Source organism: Nocardia sp. bgisy134 (assembly GCF_057708325.1).
In genome coordinates, this window is the sequence record NZ_JBYIRW010000009.1 from 134,049 (window position 1) to 150,061 (window position 16,013).

The following is a 16,013-nucleotide window of genomic DNA, read 5'->3' on the forward strand; positions in this document are numbered from 1 at the left end:
CGCTCGGCCCTCTCCTACCTCTCACGAGATCACTGAGATCACCTTCAGCCTTCGACCTAAAGCTCGACTTCGTTCGTGGCGAGGCACCCAGTCGCCTACACCGAAGGGGTGGCCCGCCGCCGTCGCTGGAGGCCGGGATGAATACCCGGCGGCAACCCCGCATGCGAGGAAAGTCGGCGCAGTTGCTGGATGAGGTTCGCCCGCTCGGCCTCGTCGAGCGGTGCGAGGATCTCGTTCTCGATGGCCTCGGCCTCGGCTTCGGCTTCGGAGAGGGCCCGGCGAGCGCGTTCGGTCAAATGCACCGCATGGGCGCGCCGATCGGTGGGATGTCTTCCGCGGCGCACCAGTCCGCGTTCTTCCAGTTCGTCGACGAGCCCGACCATGGCGTTGCGGTGCACGTTCAGCAGATCGGCGAGCTCCTGCTGACTGCGCCCGTCGACGGCCACCAGGTGGGTGAGGATTCCGAAGTGCGCGGGTTCGAGCCCCAGCGGTGCGAGCCGCGCGGTGAACAGGTACGAGACGTGGTGGCCGATCTGGGACAACAAGAAGACGCCCCGGTCGTCCAGCGGCTGATTCGGCACACATCGACAGTAGCAAGCGCACGATACTGTCATCTAAGATGACAATATGACTATCCCGACCGGACACACGATGGCCGGCACCGAGCAGCCGGTGACACTCGTCAACGCCTTCTCGGTGCCCATGTCGCAGAAGGATCGATTCCTCGACCGCTGGAAGGACAACGCGCGGTGCATGGCGTCCGCGCCCGGATTCCTCCGCGCGCGCATGCTCCAAGCGGTCAACGACAAGGCCGAGCTGACCTTCATCAATGTGGCGGAATGGGCCACCGGCACCGCCTTGGACGCGGCTCGAACCAACCCGGAGTGGCAGCAATCGATCAAACGGTTGACCGACGACCCCGAGCTCGACGTCACCCCGCGCCCCATGGTCTACCGGACCGCGATCGACGTGGCGCCTGGAGACACACTCCTCTAACGCCGGAAGCCCCGAGAAAGGTCGTTCTCATGGATCTACATCCCACCGGAAAGACCGCCGTCGTCACCGGCGCCGGACGGGGCATCGGCCTCGCCATCGCCGAGACACTGGCCCGCGAGGGCGTCCGCACGACGGCACGCTGAAGACCGCGTAGTCGGCGTGCTGTCGGTGACCACACGCGTCCGCCCTCGAGCAGCCCTGCTGAATAGCGCAGGCGACCACGGGTAACACCCCCGGCGTTGAACCCGCCGATCGGGGGATGCACATCGAGACCGCTTTCGCCGCGCGGCAACGGCACGGGCCCCGCGTTCGGCCTGGCAGCCATCGCAAGTGGCGTACCACGCGAAAGGCGCCGCGCGACTGCGGGATACGCGCGAATCCTCGACCGGCGGGCGTCCGACTCGGCCACCGTCATCCCTGTACCGCAGGAGTGGAATCGGTGTCTGCCGTTCCTGTCACAGCCGAACGGTAGCGTCCCGGACCATACGATCGTTCGTCTGGACGGTGTGGGCCCAGCCATCTGCTACAAGCTGGCGAGCCATCTCGGACCAGAACCGTCTTTCGTACCGGCACAGCGCATTTCGATACCAGAAAGAAGCCATGGACCTGCACCGATCCGCCAGCCGCTACTTCGGCGTGCCCGTACCCGCTCGCGTAGCCGACGCCCTCGACGACCGGCTGCTCGAGTATTGGGTGGGCGAGCGCGGCCCGCTCGTGGACGCCCACTTGGCGATCAACTACCCGTACTTCGGAGCGATCGACAAATCGCTGAGCGGCTTCGTCGTCATCGACGACGAGGGGGACGACTACACGCTGCTGGATCTGCGCGGCAGCGGCCGGGTGTGGTGGCAGAGTCACGAAACCCGGGAACTGGAACTGTGGTTCGACTCTTTCGACGACTGGCTGGCCTACCGGGACGAGCTCGAGCGCGCCGAAGCGAACGACGAGGACGAGCGGTCGAGATTCGATATTCGCGACTCCTTCCGTTCGCCGTCATCGGCCGCGGACTCCGAACCCGACCCGACCAGCGCCGAACTGGCGAAGCGCTATCAGTGGCTGATGTGGCTGCTGGCGCAGCCGTTGCTGCGCGACGGACAGCCCATGCAGTCCGCTGATGACCTGGCGTCCAGCGCCGCCGGGCACTTCCTGCATCTGTGGAACGCTGCCGACGCCCGGAAGGTGCTCGAGGTGGAATTGCCGCTGCTGCACCGAGATCCACATCTGTCCATCTACTGGCTGCTGCACACCGGTCTGCTCATGCAGGACGACGACCGCGCCCGCGTACTCGCCGAGATCGGCCGTGCCGAGGAGCGTTCCGACCTACTGGACGCCTTCGCAGAGGTCTTCGGCACGCTGGCGATCGACGGCGACGTGGCGTCCGTGCCGGAGTTCCGCGTCCGCCGTTCGCTGCTTCAGCAGTACGTCGCTTCCGACGACGAGGCGCGAACGCGGGCCGCGCTCACAGCGATGGAGATGGCCCCGGAGCACGTGCCGCTGGGCCGGGCGAGCTGGATCGTTCACGGCCTGAACAACGGAACGCTCACCGCCGAACAGGTGCGCGCCGCCCTGGATCGCATGCCCGTCACGACGGGTACGGCACTGGTGCGCGCCGAGGCGGATCGGCTGGCGGGACACGATCACAGCCCGGCCGCGGACACCCTCGTGCGTTTGCTGCTCACGTCCACCTGCGCCTGGTCGACGCGCGTGTGGGCGCTGTCCGTGGTGACGCCGCTGGTGCGCGACGGCGCGGCGCTCGCCGCGGCGGCCGGAGAGCTGCTCGGCAAAGACCCACACAGCGGTGCGTGCCTGATCGCCCTGCGGCGGGCCCACGAACTGTGCGAGACCGAACCGGTGCTGACCCGCGCGGAGCTCGACCTCCGCTGGGCCGACGCCCAGATATCATCCTCCTACCTGCAGCGGCTGGGCGATGCCGCGGGCGACCACGCCGCCATTCTGGCCGAGATCGACGGTGCCGAGCTGAGCGAGCTTGTCGCACAACGTGTTCTGCGGCGCGCGGACGTCGAGGACTCGCCGGCCGAGGTGATCGAATGGGCGCTGAGCGCCATGCTCGGCAGCGCGCACGCCGAGCGGGCCGCGCTGGCCGCCACCGGTATCGAGCACCTGCCCGCCGAGGTGCGCACCCGCGTGGTCCAGGGGCTGCGCGTGGACTCCCCGGACAGTGCCTTCGTTCCAGTGCTTATCCGGCTGCTCGAGCACACACCGGAGCCGGATGCGTCCGACATCCTCGCCGAGATGAACAACGACGAACTGAAGAAGGCTGTCTGCCTCGCACTGGCCCCGGTGGCGCATCATCCGCCGGTATTCGATGAACTGATGCGGCTGGCGGGCCTGCCCGCACCGGCCAGCACGGTCGAAGCGCTGTGGCAGCAGTTGTTCGATTCGAGCAAGAAGCATTGTGTGCTGCGACGGGCGTCGCCCGAGCAGGCCGTGCGGGCCGCCGCCGCCATGATCGACACAATTGTGGCCCATCCCGGAATAGGCGCTCGCAATGTCGCGGGCCACCAGCTGTATCGCTTCCAGCACTCCGGTGCGCACGACTTTCTCATCGAGGCGCTCGACGACTACGGCCGCCGCTATGCCGACTCCGACCCGGTGCACAGCGTGGCGCTCAGCCACGGGCAGACGGTGGACGATCAGCTCGAGGATGTGGTCGCCAATCTGTATTCCGCGGTACGGAACCTGAACTCCGACACCGCGCGCACGGCGTTGATCGAGCGGCTGTTCACCGAACGACGCAGCATCTGGCGGATGGGCAACGCACTCGGCGAGATCTTCTCGGCGGAGGTGCACCGGGATGTCATGCGGCGGTTGCACGATCGACACGACCATCGTGCTGCCGCGCACTACGCCAATGCCGTCACCGATCACGTGAAACAGCGATGGCCCATGGTCGAACTGCTGCGTGAGATCAGCGACTGGGCGACACCGCAGGACGAGACCGAACAGCGGGTGTTCAAGTACGCGCTGGCTGTCGGCATCATTGCCGCGTTGGAAGCCGATGAGTACGGCCTGGTCCGAACCGCCTACGCCACTTGGGAATCCATCGCTGTCGACGCCATCGAGCCCGACAACCTGTCTCGTGGACGAGAGTGGGCCGATCCGCTCATCTCGGACGACATGCGCGCCCAACTCGCCAACGTGCTGTCAGGAGAGGCCGATTCGGCGCGGCGTGACCTACTCGACAAGGGCGAGCGAGCACGTGCGGCGGGGCGGCCGCTCGCTCGGATCGGTGACGACGACCTCGGGACCTTGGCGGGCACCACCGTGCGGCGACGTCTGCTCACCGACCGAATCACGGGAGAGGTGTGGTTCCTCGACTCGGACGGCGATATCCACGCCTTCGACGGATTCGGCATGTCGGACGGCACCCCCTTCCAGTCGAGCCGGATCGGCCATAGCGGTATGCGAGAATTCCTGGGCGAGGGGCGCGAGCAATCCGCGCGCGCGTTGTTGTGGACGGTCTCGGGCAACGAATTCGTCGAATTGGTGCGCTATCTCGACCAGATCGTGTACCGGTGGGGCGTCAACAACGGCCGCTTCGACACGGTCGGCCTCACCTTTCCCGACCCGGCCACCGCCGAAAACGCCTTCACCCGAATGAAAACCACCTGCGCGGCGGCGAAATACACCGAATCCGATCCGTGGTATCTGCCCGGCCGGGCGGCGATCCTGCGCACCTTTTACCGGCCCGACGCTGACAGCGAGCGCCTGATGGCCTTCGACCGGCCCCGGTTCGCGGTGGACGCGGCGCTCGCGGCGGCTCATGAACGCCGGGAGCTGGAGCTGTATCGCGATGGTGCGGCGCTGTCCAAACTGGAGTGGGTGACCTGGAACGGCTATCGGGTACGCGAGGAACTGACCGTCGCCGAATGGGTCCGCGCTCGCATCCGCGTCGACAATCAAGACCCCGCCTGGCATGTCGCCGCCCTCGGCGAGATCGCCGAATACCTGACGGCACAGGGTTTCACCGCGCATTCGCCCGGTCTGCACGGGTTCGAGGTGGAAGTCGGTCCACCCGCCTCGCCCGAGGACATCGACGCCCTCGAAGCCGAGCTCGCGGCACCGCTACCCGCCATCCTGCGCACGCTGTGGGAGCGTATCGGCTACGCCGAGTGGCGAATCGGAGAGACCGGTCTGCGACTCCTGTGCCCCGCCGAGGTACGGCAGGAACGGGCCCGCATGCGCAAACTCGGGGCGAAGTACACGGCCGCGCTGCGCGGTGAGCAGCAACTCGAATGGGAACCCGTGCTGTCGGCCATGAGCGCGCTGGTGGTCGGCCTCGACGGCACGGTCGACACCGTATTCTCCGATGTGTCACCGAGCTCCGACGACCGGGTCTTCATGTACCTGGATCAGCATCCGGCCGAGGCGTGGTGGGAGAAGTCGCTGTCGTGGATCCTCGCGTCCTCGTTCCTGAGCCGATTCGCCCACCACCTCGAACAGGCAGCGCCCGAAACCATGATGCTCTTCGGCGGCCAGCGGCGCGGCCCCGAACTCACTCGCCGGTACTTCGAGGCCGCCGGGCCGCACGGCACCAAATTCTGGGAGATCGTCACCGATCCCGGCCTCGATACCGTCGCCACCCGGCACGGTAGAGAAGGCGCCGTGGGCACCGTCAACACCAAACGCTACGGCGACCCGGTCAAGGCCGCCGCCCAGGCCGCGAAAACAATTGCCGCCAAACAGAAGAGCGGATACCGGGAGACCGCTGACTGACGCGCACTCAGCCGAGCAGTTGGCACGCGAAGGTGGCGTAGGTGTCGGCGAGATCGTCGACACCGATCCCGAGTTCGGGACGCCACCATGCCGTCATCGCCTACAACGGCGAACCTTCGCCGGGGCCTGCGCTTGTGCGAGTCGCAACCTCAGTGGCGGAGGGACTGATTCCTGTCGCGGTCGACCGTCCGGCCGCTCGCATGCATGGGAACTGGTCCGTCGGGGCCGCCGGTGAAGGAGAACTGCGGGCGAGTCGGCTTCGCGGTCGCCAGGTCCATCTCGAGGCGTTGAGCCATGGTCGCCAGTGCGAGAACGGCTTCGGTGTTGGCGAAGACATGGGCTACGCACATGCGTTTTCCGGCTCCGAAGGGCAGCGTGGCGTGGCGTTGTGTGGGTGTCAGGTTTCCGGGCAGGTAGCGGGTCGGGTCGTAGATCTCGGGATTCGACCAGACTCCGCCGTGATGATGCAGAGCATGCAGGCTGATCGTAATGGTGGTGTTGGCCCGTATCGGGAAATCGCCGAGCAGATCATCACTTCTCGCAACGCGGGCAAGTCCGACGATGGGCGGATACAGTCGCATGGTCTCGGCGACAACGGCTTTCGTCCATGGCAGGAAATCCACGTCGTCGGCGGTGGGGGTACGGCCGGCGAGGACGTCGTCGAGTTCGGCGTGCAGGCGAGCGCGGACATCGGGGTGTTCGGCGAGCAGTTTCCAGGTCCAAGCGAGCACTGTCGCAGTGGTTTCCATCCCGGCACCGATGAATGTCATCAGCTCGTCGTGGATTTCGGCATCGGTATAACGGTGCCCGGTCTCCGGATCGCGCGCCTCCATGAGCAGTGCGAGCAGGTTGTCGCGGCGGGTGATCGCACCACTGCGATGATCGGCGATGAGCTGATCGATCACCCGGTCGACGTGCCGGAGATCAGCGATCATGCACGGCGCGATAATCCAGCTGGCGGCGCGCATGACACGCATGGGCAGGTTATAGCGGTTCGTGAGCTCGGCGAGCGCGTGCAGCGGACGAGAGACGCCCGCGACGAACCCGACTCCGAACAGGCGCAGCATCCGGGAGAGGGTGATCTCCGACATCGGCCCCGTGAGGTCGACGCCGAACATGGTGCGGGCGACGATATCGAGTGTGAGCCTGTTCATTTCGACGTTCACGTCGACGGATGCTCCGTCGGCACCGAGCTGGAGGATACGCTCGGCGCAATCTCGTGCGGCGTCGGTGATCGGGCCTGCGAGTGTGGCGATGTTGCGTTTGCCGAACACGGGCGCTACCAGACGGCGATTTCGTTGCCAGCGTTGCTCATTCCGCTCTGTGACCAGGCCGCGTCCGAATGCTACGGCGAGCATGTCATATTCCGCGCTCTTGGTGTAGTTGTCCTGGTTGGTCACCAGGACATGCCGCGCCAGCTCTGGGCTGCGCACCACCACAAAGCGCTGAAACGGCATTCGGGCCACTAAAATGTCGTCTCCACCGGGAAGTTGGGTGCCGTAGAAGTCGGCGAGAGTGCGGTCGCGCCAACGCGGCACCACCTGGGCGGCAAGCTTCCACGACTGCCACCACGACACGCGTGTGCGATGCCAGCGCAGCGGAGCCGGCTGCCATCGGGGCGGGTAGAGCGTCCGGTCAGGCTCGACCGATCGTGTCATCATGACGAATCCCCCTGTCTACAAAGGCTTTTGTCGCAGCGTAGGCCGCGAAATCGAGGTAGACGTCCGCCGTTCGAAGGACAACCTGCATGCCCGGTCCGGGTTATCGTCGAAGCATGACAGCGCGCGGCCCAGCGCCCGTAGGGTGGGATTTCTGGTACCGGATCTGGTGCGCCTACGTGGTCGGCGGCACCATCGCCACCGGCGTTCTCGTTGTCGTAATGCAGTGGGGCGATGCCTGGAATATGTGGGCTGCTTTGGCGGCGTTGGCATGCCTGCTGGCATGGTCCGCACAGCTGGCGCCGCGCCGCAATAACCCAGAGGCGTTCTATCACCGTACGGTGAGCCGGAAATCGGTGACGTTCGTGGCCGGGGCGCTGGTGTTGTTTCTTGCCGCCGCCTGGTGGTCGCCGGATGCCATCGCGGCGGTGATGGTGGCGTACGCACTGATCTACATGTCGCTGCCGGTACGACCGGCGATGCTGGTCGCCGGGGCGGTCAGTTTCACGCCGCTGATCGTCTCACTACTGGCACACACGCATGTCCCCATGGGTCTAGCGATCTCGCTGGTCGCGGTGGTGTTCAACCCCGCGATCGGCGCGACGATCACTCTGGCCATCGACCGCGGCGAACAACTGGCCGTATTACTACGCCAGCTGGAAGGCAGCCGCGCCGAGGTGGCACGACTGTCTCGGGAAGCAGGTTCGGCGGCCGAACGTGCCCGCCTGGCACGGGAAATCCACGACACCCTCACACAGGGCTTCACCGGCATCGCGACGCTGGCCCAGGCGGTGGAATCGGAATTCGATGCCGACCCCGTTCTCGCGCGCCGACATATCGCGCTGATCGAGGCCACCGCGCAGGAGAATCTGATCGAAGCACGCGCGATGGTCGAGGCATTGGCACCACCCGAACTGGGTACCGGCCCTCTGGCCGAGTCGGTGCAGAGGCGCTGCCACAGGCTCGCCGACGAGACCGGTATCGACGTTATTGTGGAGGTGGATTCGACTGTGCCTCAGCTCGATACCGGCTCCGAGGTGGTGCTGCTGCGTGCGGTGCAGGAAGCGCTGGCCAACGTGCGCAAGCATTCACACGCCGACAGTGTGAAGGTCACACTCACCCGAACCGACCAGGGTGTGCGACTGTCGGTGGCGGACAACGGAATCGGTTTCGACAGCGCCCACACCAACGGATTCGGGCTGCCCGGCCTGCGCAGCCGGGCACGGGAAGTCGGCGCGACAGTCACGGTCACGACCCACCCGAGTGCGGGGACCCAGGTGGATATCGTGGTACCGGCGTGATCACCGTCCTGCTTGTCGACGACCATCCGGTAGTACGGGAGGGCATGCGCGGAATGCTTTCCCGGGAAGCCGATCTCGCTGTCGTCGGCGAGGCGGCCGGTGGGGCGGAGGCCGTGACGGTGGCGACCGCGCTGCGCCCTGACATCGTGCTCATGGATCTGCGGATGCCTGAAGTCGACGGCGCTACCGCGACCGAGCAGATCCTGGCCGTCTGCCCTGACACCCGGGTGGTGGTCCTCACCACGTATGAGACCCACACCGACATCGTGCGCGCCGTGGAAGCCGGTGCCTGCGGATACCTGCTGAAGGGCAGCTCGCGCGCCGAACTCGCCGCAGCCGTGCGCGCGGCCGCCCGGGGCGAGACCGTGCTGGCGCCCTCGGTCAGCGCACGGCTGCATCACCGACAGCATCGCCCGCGCGCGGCGTTGTCAGCCCGTGAGGTGGAGGTCCTCGGGCATGTCGCGCACGGACTGACCAACGCCGAGGTCGGGCGACTCCTGCACATCAGCGAGACAACCGTGAAAACACACCTGCAGCGCGCGTTCACGAAACTCGACGTCTCCGACCGCACCGCTGCCGTCACGGCAGCCTTGGCACAGGGACTGCTGGTTACATCGTGAGCCGTACTCCCAGCCAGCCTTCACCCTGTTGCACGAGCAAGATCGACAGCCAGCACGAACGCGCACTCATGGCTCCCCTTTATGTCAAGACACTCTTGCGGGGTAGCAAGCCATTCGAAGGCACGAGAAACTTCGCACCCTGGCTACTGACCTTCAGCTACGCGCGGCCGTCGGCCGTAGAGCCGACGAGGCGGTCTCGGATCTGACCTGCGAGGCGCACACGTTCGCGCACGGCCGCGCCGTCCCCTCGCGCCGACGGATGCCCACGTCAACGCACCGCGGGCGGCCCCTGACTCCGGTAATGTTTGGAGCGTATGAACACGCCGAGCTTGCGAATTCGCCGCAACCTGTGTGTTGTAGTGGTGTGACCAACACTTCCGGAGACGCGTATCCCATGGCGGACACGATGACCACCTCCGTCGCAGTGCGTGACGGTGCGACCGTGCTCACGGTGGCCGGCGAGGTCGATCTCGCGACCGCGCCCGCACTGGAGACCGCGATCGAGGGCATCCTGGCGAGCAAGCCGACAGCACTGATCATCGACCTGACCGCGGTCAGCTTCCTCGCCTCGGCGGGGATGGCGGCCCTGGTCGCGGCGCATCAGCGGGCCGGGTCGGCGACGACCATCGCGGTGGTCGCCGATGGACCGGCGACGAGTCGTCAGCTCAAGATGACCAGCCTGGATCAGGTCTTCGCGCTGCACTCGACGCTCGAGGCGGCGCTGACCTCGCTGCGACCCAATTGACCCGAACGCGATGGCTTCCCGGCGTCTACACGCCGGGACGCCGTCGCGTTCGTCAGACCAGCTCGCGCAGCTGCTCGATCAGCTTGACCCGCTCGGCGGGCGTGGCGGCCATCGGCACCACGTTCAGGACGGTGACGCCCGCCTCGCGGAAGGCGGCGATACGTTCCTTGACGAAACCGGCCGGTCCGACCAGCGAGATGTCGCGGACCAGATCGTCCGGCACCACCTTGGCCGCCTCTTCCTTGCGCCCGGCCAGGTACAGCTCCTGGATGCGGTCCGCCTCGGCGCCGTAGCCGTACTTGGTGGCGAGGGTGTGGTAGAAGTTCTTGCCCTTGGCGCCCATGCCGCCGATGTAGAGGGCCAGGTGCGGCTTGACGAACTCCAGCAGCGGCGTCACGTTCTCGCCGATGGCCAGCGCCGGACCGGCAAACACGTCCAGCTTGCCGAGGGCGGGGTCGCGCTTGGCCAGGCCCGCGTCCAGCGACGCGCCCCAGACCTCCTTGGCCCGCTCGGGCAGGAAGAAGATCGGCTGCCAGCCTTCGGCGATCTCGGCGGCCAGCTCCACGTTCTTCGGGCCGAGCGCCGCGAGCAGCACCGGAATGCGTTCGCGCACCGGGTGATTGATCAGCTTCAGCGGCTTGCCGAGGCCGGTGCCCTCGCCCTCGGGCAGCGGGATCCGGTAGTGCTTGCCCTGGTATTCGAGCCGTTCCCGGCGCCACACCTTGCGGCAGATCTCCACCAGTTCCCTGGTGCGCCCGATCGGCGCGTCGTAGGGCACGCCGTGGAAACCCTCGATCACCTGCGGGCCCGACGCGCCGAGGCCGAGCAGGAACCGGCCCTCGGAGACGAAATCGAGGCCAGCGGCGGTCATCGCCGTCAAGCTGGGGGTACGGGTGTAAATCTGCAGGATGCCGGAGGCCAGCTGCAGTCGCTCGGTCTTCGCGGCGAGGTAGCCGAGCGCGCTGACCGCGTCGAAGGAGTACGCCTCGGGCACGAAGACGGTGTCGAGTCCGGCCCGTTCGAGGTCGGCCACTTCGGCGGCCGCTTCCTTGAAGCCGCCCGAATAGTTGATGCCCAATCCGATCCGCATGTGCTCAACATAACCCCAGGTTTGCGCCGACTGCGCACCGGCCGTCCGACGCGGTGGTCGGGCAGGGTGCGCACGGCCGCAGGCGGTAGCGTGATCATTAATTCACGCCGCCGGAGAACGAAAGGCAACCCGTGTCGCAGCCGAGCACGTCGTCCCAGGAAACTGCGTCTTCCTTCGGTGAGGTCACCCTCGCGCAGTACCTGTCCGATCTGGCCGCCAAGATCCCCGCACCCGGCGGCGGTGCGGTGGCCGCGCTGCACGCGGCGCAGGGCGCGGCACTGATCGGCATGGTCGCCCGCTACACGACCCGGGCCAAGGACGCCGAGCACCGGCCGATCGTGGACCGCATCATCGAGGCCGCCGACGCGGCCCGCGCACGCGCGCTGGCCCTGGCGGATGCCGACGCGGCCGCGTTCACCGCGGTGGGCGCCGCATACAAGCTCCCGAAAGCCACCGGCGAGGAGACCGCGGCCCGCACCGAGGCGATCAACGCCGCCCTGGTGGAGGCGGCACGCGTGCCCGCGGCGGTGGTCGACGAGGCCGACGAGGTGCTGTCGCTGGCCGCTGAGCTGCTGCCGATCGGCAACCCGAACGTCGTCACCGACATCGGCGCCGCGGCCGACGCGGCACGCGCCGCCGCCACGAGCTCGCGGCTCAACATCGAGATCAACCTGGCCTCGCTGCCCGCAGCGCTGGGCGACAAGTTCGCGCCCGCGTTGCTGCGCATCGAGGAGATCACCGCGCGCGCCGACAGCCTGCACGCCGAGGTCGTGCACGCCGTACGCAGCTAGCACGACCCCTGGGCGACACGCCGATACGGAAACACGCCGCCATCTTCCTCGGCAGGAGCGGCCTGACCAGGGCGCGTCGGGCGGTTCGCGCGGCGATGTATCGGCAAGCCTCCCCAGGTGACCATGTCCGGATCTACGGTTGATGGTCATGAGTGACGATCCCCCGTCCTCCGAGATACCCGGCTCCGATCCGGCGCTCCAGGTCCGCGCGCGGCGCGCGCAAGCCTGGAGCAACTACCATGCCGCGCGCATCGCGCTCGCCGACCTGCGCATCCGCACCAACTTGCAGGGCAGGCCCGCTTGGCTCGGCCGCTTGCCCGGCGGCGCGTACGAGCGCGCGGAACGGCGTCTCGACAAGCTGCGGCGCGAACTGGGCAGGCACGGGGTCGGGGCCGACGAGCACTCCTGGGGATTGCTCTCCGGCGGCGAGACCACCACGTTGGCCGGTGTGGTCGGCATCGAGACCACCATCGCCGTCGTCACGTCGCGTTTCGCGGTGAGCGCGCCGCAGTGGGCGCGCCAGCTGCGCGCCATCGGCCGCGACTGCCCCTTCGTGCGCGAACAGGCCGCCGAAGGCGACCGCCGGTGCGTCGACGAGCTCACCAACCGGCTGCTGGAGAGCGTCCGGCTGGCCCCTTCCGAGGTGGCGCGGCAGCGGCTGATCGATCATCTTCCCGGCGAACTGCGCCCGATCCCCTCCGACATCGCGCAGTTGCGCAGACGCGGACCGGGCCCGATCGAGATCGGCTTCGAGATCCACACCAGCACAATCGAACTCGAGGGCATCACGGTCACGCCCGCGTTGCGCGGAATGGGCCTCGGCAGTGCGGGACTCGCGCACCTGTGCCGGACGGCGGACGCACATCGCCTGCACATCGTCGGCCAGCTGCTGCCCACCTTCCGCGACGACGAGGCCGCGATCCCGGCGCTGGCGAGCTGGTGCCGCGGGCACGGGTTCACGGTGCACGAACGGCTCGGCGGGCGCATCGCCCGCCCGCCCGCGACGCCCAAGCCGGAATCGCGATCCGTGCGGGGGCTCGGCGGAGCGCCGACGACGTAATCGGACCCCGTGGCTGGATGAGAGGCGCGCTACTCTTCGAAGGCTTAGAGAAAACCGACCGGTCTCATGGTTGATCCCCGGGAAATCCTGTCCTGGATGTTCGGCAAGCCGGGTTGATCATGAAGGCGTAGACTGGTTTTTCGCGTACGACACCATCTCGAAAGGGGTGGAGCCATGAGGAGCGTACTTCGCCACCTGTTCCTCGCGACCGTGGTCATCATGCTGACCGCGTTCGGCTCCGGTGCGGCGGGAGCGACACTGATCGTTCCTCCGTCCGCCGACAGGATCACGGCGATCACGCCGACCGCAGGACAGGAAGTCGGCATCGCGCATCCGATCACCATCCAGTTCGCCGCACCCGTCACGAATCGCGCTCGCGCCGAGCGTCTCGTGACAGTCGGCTCGGCAGGCCCGCTCGACGGCACGTTCGCCTGGACCACCGACCGCGAACTCACCTGGACGCCGACGGGCTTCCTGCCCGCACGCTCCGCCATCACCGTCCGAATCGGCAACGCCCGCACCGAATTCCGCACCAACGAAGGCGTGTACGCCGAGGCCGACATGTCCGCGCACACCTTCACCGTCAGCATCGGCGGCCAAGTCGTGCGGAGCATGCCCGCCTCCATGGGCAAGTCCGGATTCGAAACTCCCACAGGCACTTTCCCGGTGCTGGAGAAGTTTCGCTCGGTGGTCTTCGATTCCCGCACCATCGGCATCCCGCTGAGCTCGCCGGAGGGCTACCTGATCAACGGCGAGTACGCCGAACGCCTCACGTGGGGTGGCGTTTTCGTGCACTCGGCACCGTGGTCGGTGGATTCGCAGGGCTACGCCAACGTCAGCCACGGCTGCATCAATCTCGCACCCGACGACGCGGCCTGGTACTACCAGACGGTCGGCATCGGCGACCCGGTCAACGTGCACTGGTGAGCCCAGGTCCAGTGGTCCGCCTCTCCGCGCCACGCGCCCCGGACGTTTCGCAGAACGCGGTTCCCTGGCAGTATCGTGCCGGGGAGCTGGTTTCGATGTGGGACTACCCGACGGCGTGACCTGATGAAGGCGGGGAGATGGAACGACCGGACATGACGACACGACCCGGACAGAGCATGATGCCGCGGGCTGCCGCGCCCGGGTCGCCGCCGTGGCCCGGTGAATTGCGCTTTCGCGGCGCCTGGCCGGTCCGGGAGTCGCAGCGGCCGTACGACTCTCACGAACCCGAGGGGGAACCCGACGCCGAATTCGCCCCGGAGCCAATGCACTTCCCCGAAGAGGACGTCTTCGCACGGATGATCGACCGATCCCCCAAACGCCCGCCGCTGCGCCGCTGGGCTCCCGCGCTGATCGGTTCCGTCGCCGCACTGGCGGTCACTGCCGCGGCTTTCCTGTACTTCCGCGGCGGTCCCGCGCCGCAGCCCACGGCCTCCAACAGTCCCGCCCCGACCACCGAGCCGCTGGTGGTTCCCGCGTCCCGCTGTCCCGCGGAGCGCATCGGCGACAAGATTCAGGGCAACGGCGACGGCGGCACGGATTCCGGTCCGGGGGCCATCTTCGCGTTCCAGTACGCGTACTACGTGACGCGCTCCGCCGAACAGGCGCGCACCGTGGTCGCGCCGAACGCCTCGGTGCCCACCGTGGACGCCATTCAGCACGGCATCGACAGCATCCCCGCGGGCACCACGCACTGCGTCGCGATCACTCCCGGCGCGTTCGCGGGCCAATATCGCGTCGTGATCACCGAGTCCCGGCCCGGCCGCGACCCGATGACCTACAACGCCCAGCTGGTCAGCGTGGCCCGCGCGGGCGACCGCACCCTCATCACGGGCATCGCCGCCGCGGGCTGAGCCGCACCGCCCGCCGATCTCGCGGACGATTCCCCGCCGCCCGGCCGCCGCCGGCTGAACCGCGCCGCTCGCCGATCTCGGCGACGGTTCCGCCACCGCAGCCGTCAGCCGCGCAGCTTCTCCGCCGCCGCGACCACGTGCCGCATGAGCAGCGCGGTGGTCACCGGGCCGACGCCGCCGGGGACGGGGCTGAGTCCGGCGGCCTTGCCGCGCACCGAATCCGCGTCCACGTCGCCGACGATGCCGCCGTCCGGCGCCTCGTTGGTGCCGACGTCGATGACGATCGCGCCCTCGCGCACGTGCTTGCCGGTGACCAGCCCGGCCCGGCCCGCCGCGGCCACCACCACATCGGCCGTCGAGGTCACGCCGGCCAGGTCGGCGGTGCGCGAATGGCACACGGTGACGGTGGCGTCCTCGGCGAGCAGCAGCTGCGCCAGCGGCTTGCCGACGATGTTCGAGCGCCCGACGACCGCGACCAGCTTGCCGCGCAACGGGATCTCATGGTGCTTCAGCAACTCGACCACGGCCTCGGAGGTGGCGGGCACGAAACCGTCCAGACCGGCGGCGAGCAGGCCGAGCGAGAGCGGGCTGACGCCGTCGACGTCCTTGTCGGCGGCGATCGCCGAACTCACGTCGTCGAGCGAGACGCCCGCGGGCAGCGGGGTCTGCAGCATGATCGCGTCGAAGGAGGGGGCGGCGCTGCGCGCGTCGAGTTCCGCTCGGATCTGCTCCGCCGTGGCGTCGGCGCCCAGATCGATGCGATCGCACGCGATTCCGAGTCGCTCGGCGGCCTTGCGCAGCGAGTTGACGTACCAGGCGCTGGCGGGATCGTCGTTGGCCACGACCAGGGCCAGCCGCGGGGCGTGCGCGCCCGCGACGAACGCGGCGGCGCGTTCCTTGGTATCGGCGTTGATGGCGGCGGCGAGTTCCTTGCCGGTCAGCGAAAGGGTGTCCACGGGGTGACAGCTTAGTGGGCGCTGCCGGACGCATTCCGGCAGCAACCCGCGCACCCGAGCGGAGTCATCGTCTCCCGGCCCGTCATCGCGAGAAGTCGCGGCGCGATCGCGCGAAGTCACGGGGCGATTCGGCCCGCGAATTACCGGGTTCCGCCCGGTCGCGGTCGTATCGTGGACGGAGCTTTGCCACCGGCCAACTGTCAGCTGACGTACCGAAACCC

Annotated in this window: 13 protein-coding genes and 1 pseudogene; 10 read left to right on the forward strand and 4 right to left on the reverse strand. The window is 67.9% G+C overall.

All coding sequences use genetic code 11. The annotated features are described in order from the left end of the window. Window positions 1–95: 95 nt before the first annotated feature. Entirely contained in the window at window positions 96–581 is a 486-nt protein-coding gene (locus AC3ERS_RS17715; protein ID WP_431968790.1) for a MarR family winged helix-turn-helix transcriptional regulator, read from the reverse strand. A 46-nt stretch (window positions 582–627) separates the two neighbouring features. On the opposite strand from AC3ERS_RS17715, the gene AC3ERS_RS17720 reads away from it, so the two are divergent. The 3 genes and pseudogenes from AC3ERS_RS17720 to AC3ERS_RS17730 all read left to right on the forward strand — a co-directional run bounded on the left by AC3ERS_RS17720 (window position 628) and on the right by AC3ERS_RS17730 (window position 5,733). Beyond that, entirely contained in the window at window positions 628–996 is a 369-nt protein-coding gene (locus AC3ERS_RS17720) for an antibiotic biosynthesis monooxygenase family protein (RefSeq protein WP_431968792.1), read from the forward strand. Window positions 997–1,025: 29 nt separating this feature from the next. Continuing rightward, window positions 1,026–1,124, forward strand: a pseudogene (locus tag AC3ERS_RS17725) (SDR family NAD(P)-dependent oxidoreductase); the annotation flags it as partial. A gap of 376 nt (window positions 1,125–1,500) precedes the next feature. Continuing rightward, on the forward strand, window positions 1,501–5,733 hold the full coding sequence (locus AC3ERS_RS17730; protein ID WP_431968794.1) for a WGR domain-containing protein: 4,233 nt from the start codon (window positions 1,501–1,503) through the stop codon (window positions 5,731–5,733). A gap of 149 nt (window positions 5,734–5,882) precedes the next feature. Here AC3ERS_RS17730 and AC3ERS_RS17735 read toward each other — a convergent pair whose 3' ends face one another. Further along, complete coding sequence (locus tag AC3ERS_RS17735) at window positions 5,883–7,394, reverse strand: cytochrome P450 (RefSeq protein WP_431968796.1); 1,512 nt, start codon at window positions 7,392–7,394, stop codon at window positions 5,883–5,885. Window positions 7,395–7,507: 113 nt separating this feature from the next. Here AC3ERS_RS17735 and AC3ERS_RS17740 point away from each other — a divergent pair, with 113 nt between their 5' ends. The 3 genes from AC3ERS_RS17740 to AC3ERS_RS17750 all read left to right on the forward strand — a co-directional run bounded on the left by AC3ERS_RS17740 (window position 7,508) and on the right by AC3ERS_RS17750 (window position 10,057). Further along, the gene (locus AC3ERS_RS17740) at window positions 7,508–8,692 is read left to right on the forward strand and encodes a sensor histidine kinase (protein ID WP_431968798.1); all 1,185 of its coding nucleotides are present in this window, start codon (window positions 7,508–7,510) and stop codon (window positions 8,690–8,692) included. Continuing rightward, the gene (locus tag AC3ERS_RS17745) at window positions 8,689–9,312 is read left to right on the forward strand and encodes a response regulator transcription factor (RefSeq protein ID WP_431968800.1); all 624 of its coding nucleotides are present in this window, start codon (window positions 8,689–8,691) and stop codon (window positions 9,310–9,312) included. The genes AC3ERS_RS17740 and AC3ERS_RS17745 overlap by 4 nt, the downstream gene beginning before the upstream one ends. Window positions 9,313–9,718: 406 nt before the next feature. After that, window positions 9,719–10,057, forward strand: a complete 339-nt coding sequence (locus AC3ERS_RS17750; RefSeq protein ID WP_431968802.1) for an STAS domain-containing protein — start codon at window positions 9,719–9,721, stop codon at window positions 10,055–10,057. 52 nt (window positions 10,058–10,109) lie between these two features. Here the strand turns inward: AC3ERS_RS17750 and AC3ERS_RS17755 are convergent, their stop codons facing one another. Continuing rightward, window positions 10,110–11,147 carry an LLM class F420-dependent oxidoreductase gene (locus AC3ERS_RS17755; RefSeq protein ID WP_431968804.1) on the reverse strand — a complete coding sequence of 346 codons (1,038 nt, stop codon included), beginning with the start codon at window positions 11,145–11,147 and terminating at the stop codon, window positions 10,110–10,112. 131 nt (window positions 11,148–11,278) lie between these two features. Here AC3ERS_RS17755 and AC3ERS_RS17760 point away from each other — a divergent pair, with 131 nt between their 5' ends. The 4 genes from AC3ERS_RS17760 to AC3ERS_RS17775 all read left to right on the forward strand — a co-directional run bounded on the left by AC3ERS_RS17760 (window position 11,279) and on the right by AC3ERS_RS17775 (window position 14,836). Beyond that, window positions 11,279–11,938, forward strand: a complete 660-nt coding sequence (locus AC3ERS_RS17760) for a cyclodeaminase/cyclohydrolase family protein (protein ID WP_431968806.1) — start codon at window positions 11,279–11,281, stop codon at window positions 11,936–11,938. A gap of 148 nt (window positions 11,939–12,086) precedes the next feature. Continuing rightward, window positions 12,087–12,998 carry a GNAT family N-acetyltransferase gene (locus AC3ERS_RS17765; protein ID WP_431968808.1) on the forward strand — a complete coding sequence of 304 codons (912 nt, stop codon included), beginning with the start codon at window positions 12,087–12,089 and terminating at the stop codon, window positions 12,996–12,998. A 174-nt stretch (window positions 12,999–13,172) separates the two neighbouring features. After that, window positions 13,173–13,925 carry a L,D-transpeptidase gene (locus AC3ERS_RS17770; protein WP_431968810.1) on the forward strand — a complete coding sequence of 251 codons (753 nt, stop codon included), beginning with the start codon at window positions 13,173–13,175 and terminating at the stop codon, window positions 13,923–13,925. 152 nt (window positions 13,926–14,077) lie between these two features. Further along, window positions 14,078–14,836 carry a DUF8176 domain-containing protein gene (locus AC3ERS_RS17775; protein WP_431968812.1) on the forward strand — a complete coding sequence of 253 codons (759 nt, stop codon included), beginning with the start codon at window positions 14,078–14,080 and terminating at the stop codon, window positions 14,834–14,836. A gap of 104 nt (window positions 14,837–14,940) precedes the next feature. On the opposite strand, the gene AC3ERS_RS17780 is transcribed toward AC3ERS_RS17775, so the two are convergent. Continuing rightward, window positions 14,941–15,792: a bifunctional 5,10-methylenetetrahydrofolate dehydrogenase/5,10-methenyltetrahydrofolate cyclohydrolase gene (locus AC3ERS_RS17780; RefSeq protein WP_431968814.1), complete on the reverse strand. Its 852-nt coding sequence runs from the start codon at window positions 15,790–15,792 to the stop codon at window positions 14,941–14,943. Window positions 15,793–16,013 lie beyond the last annotated feature (221 nt).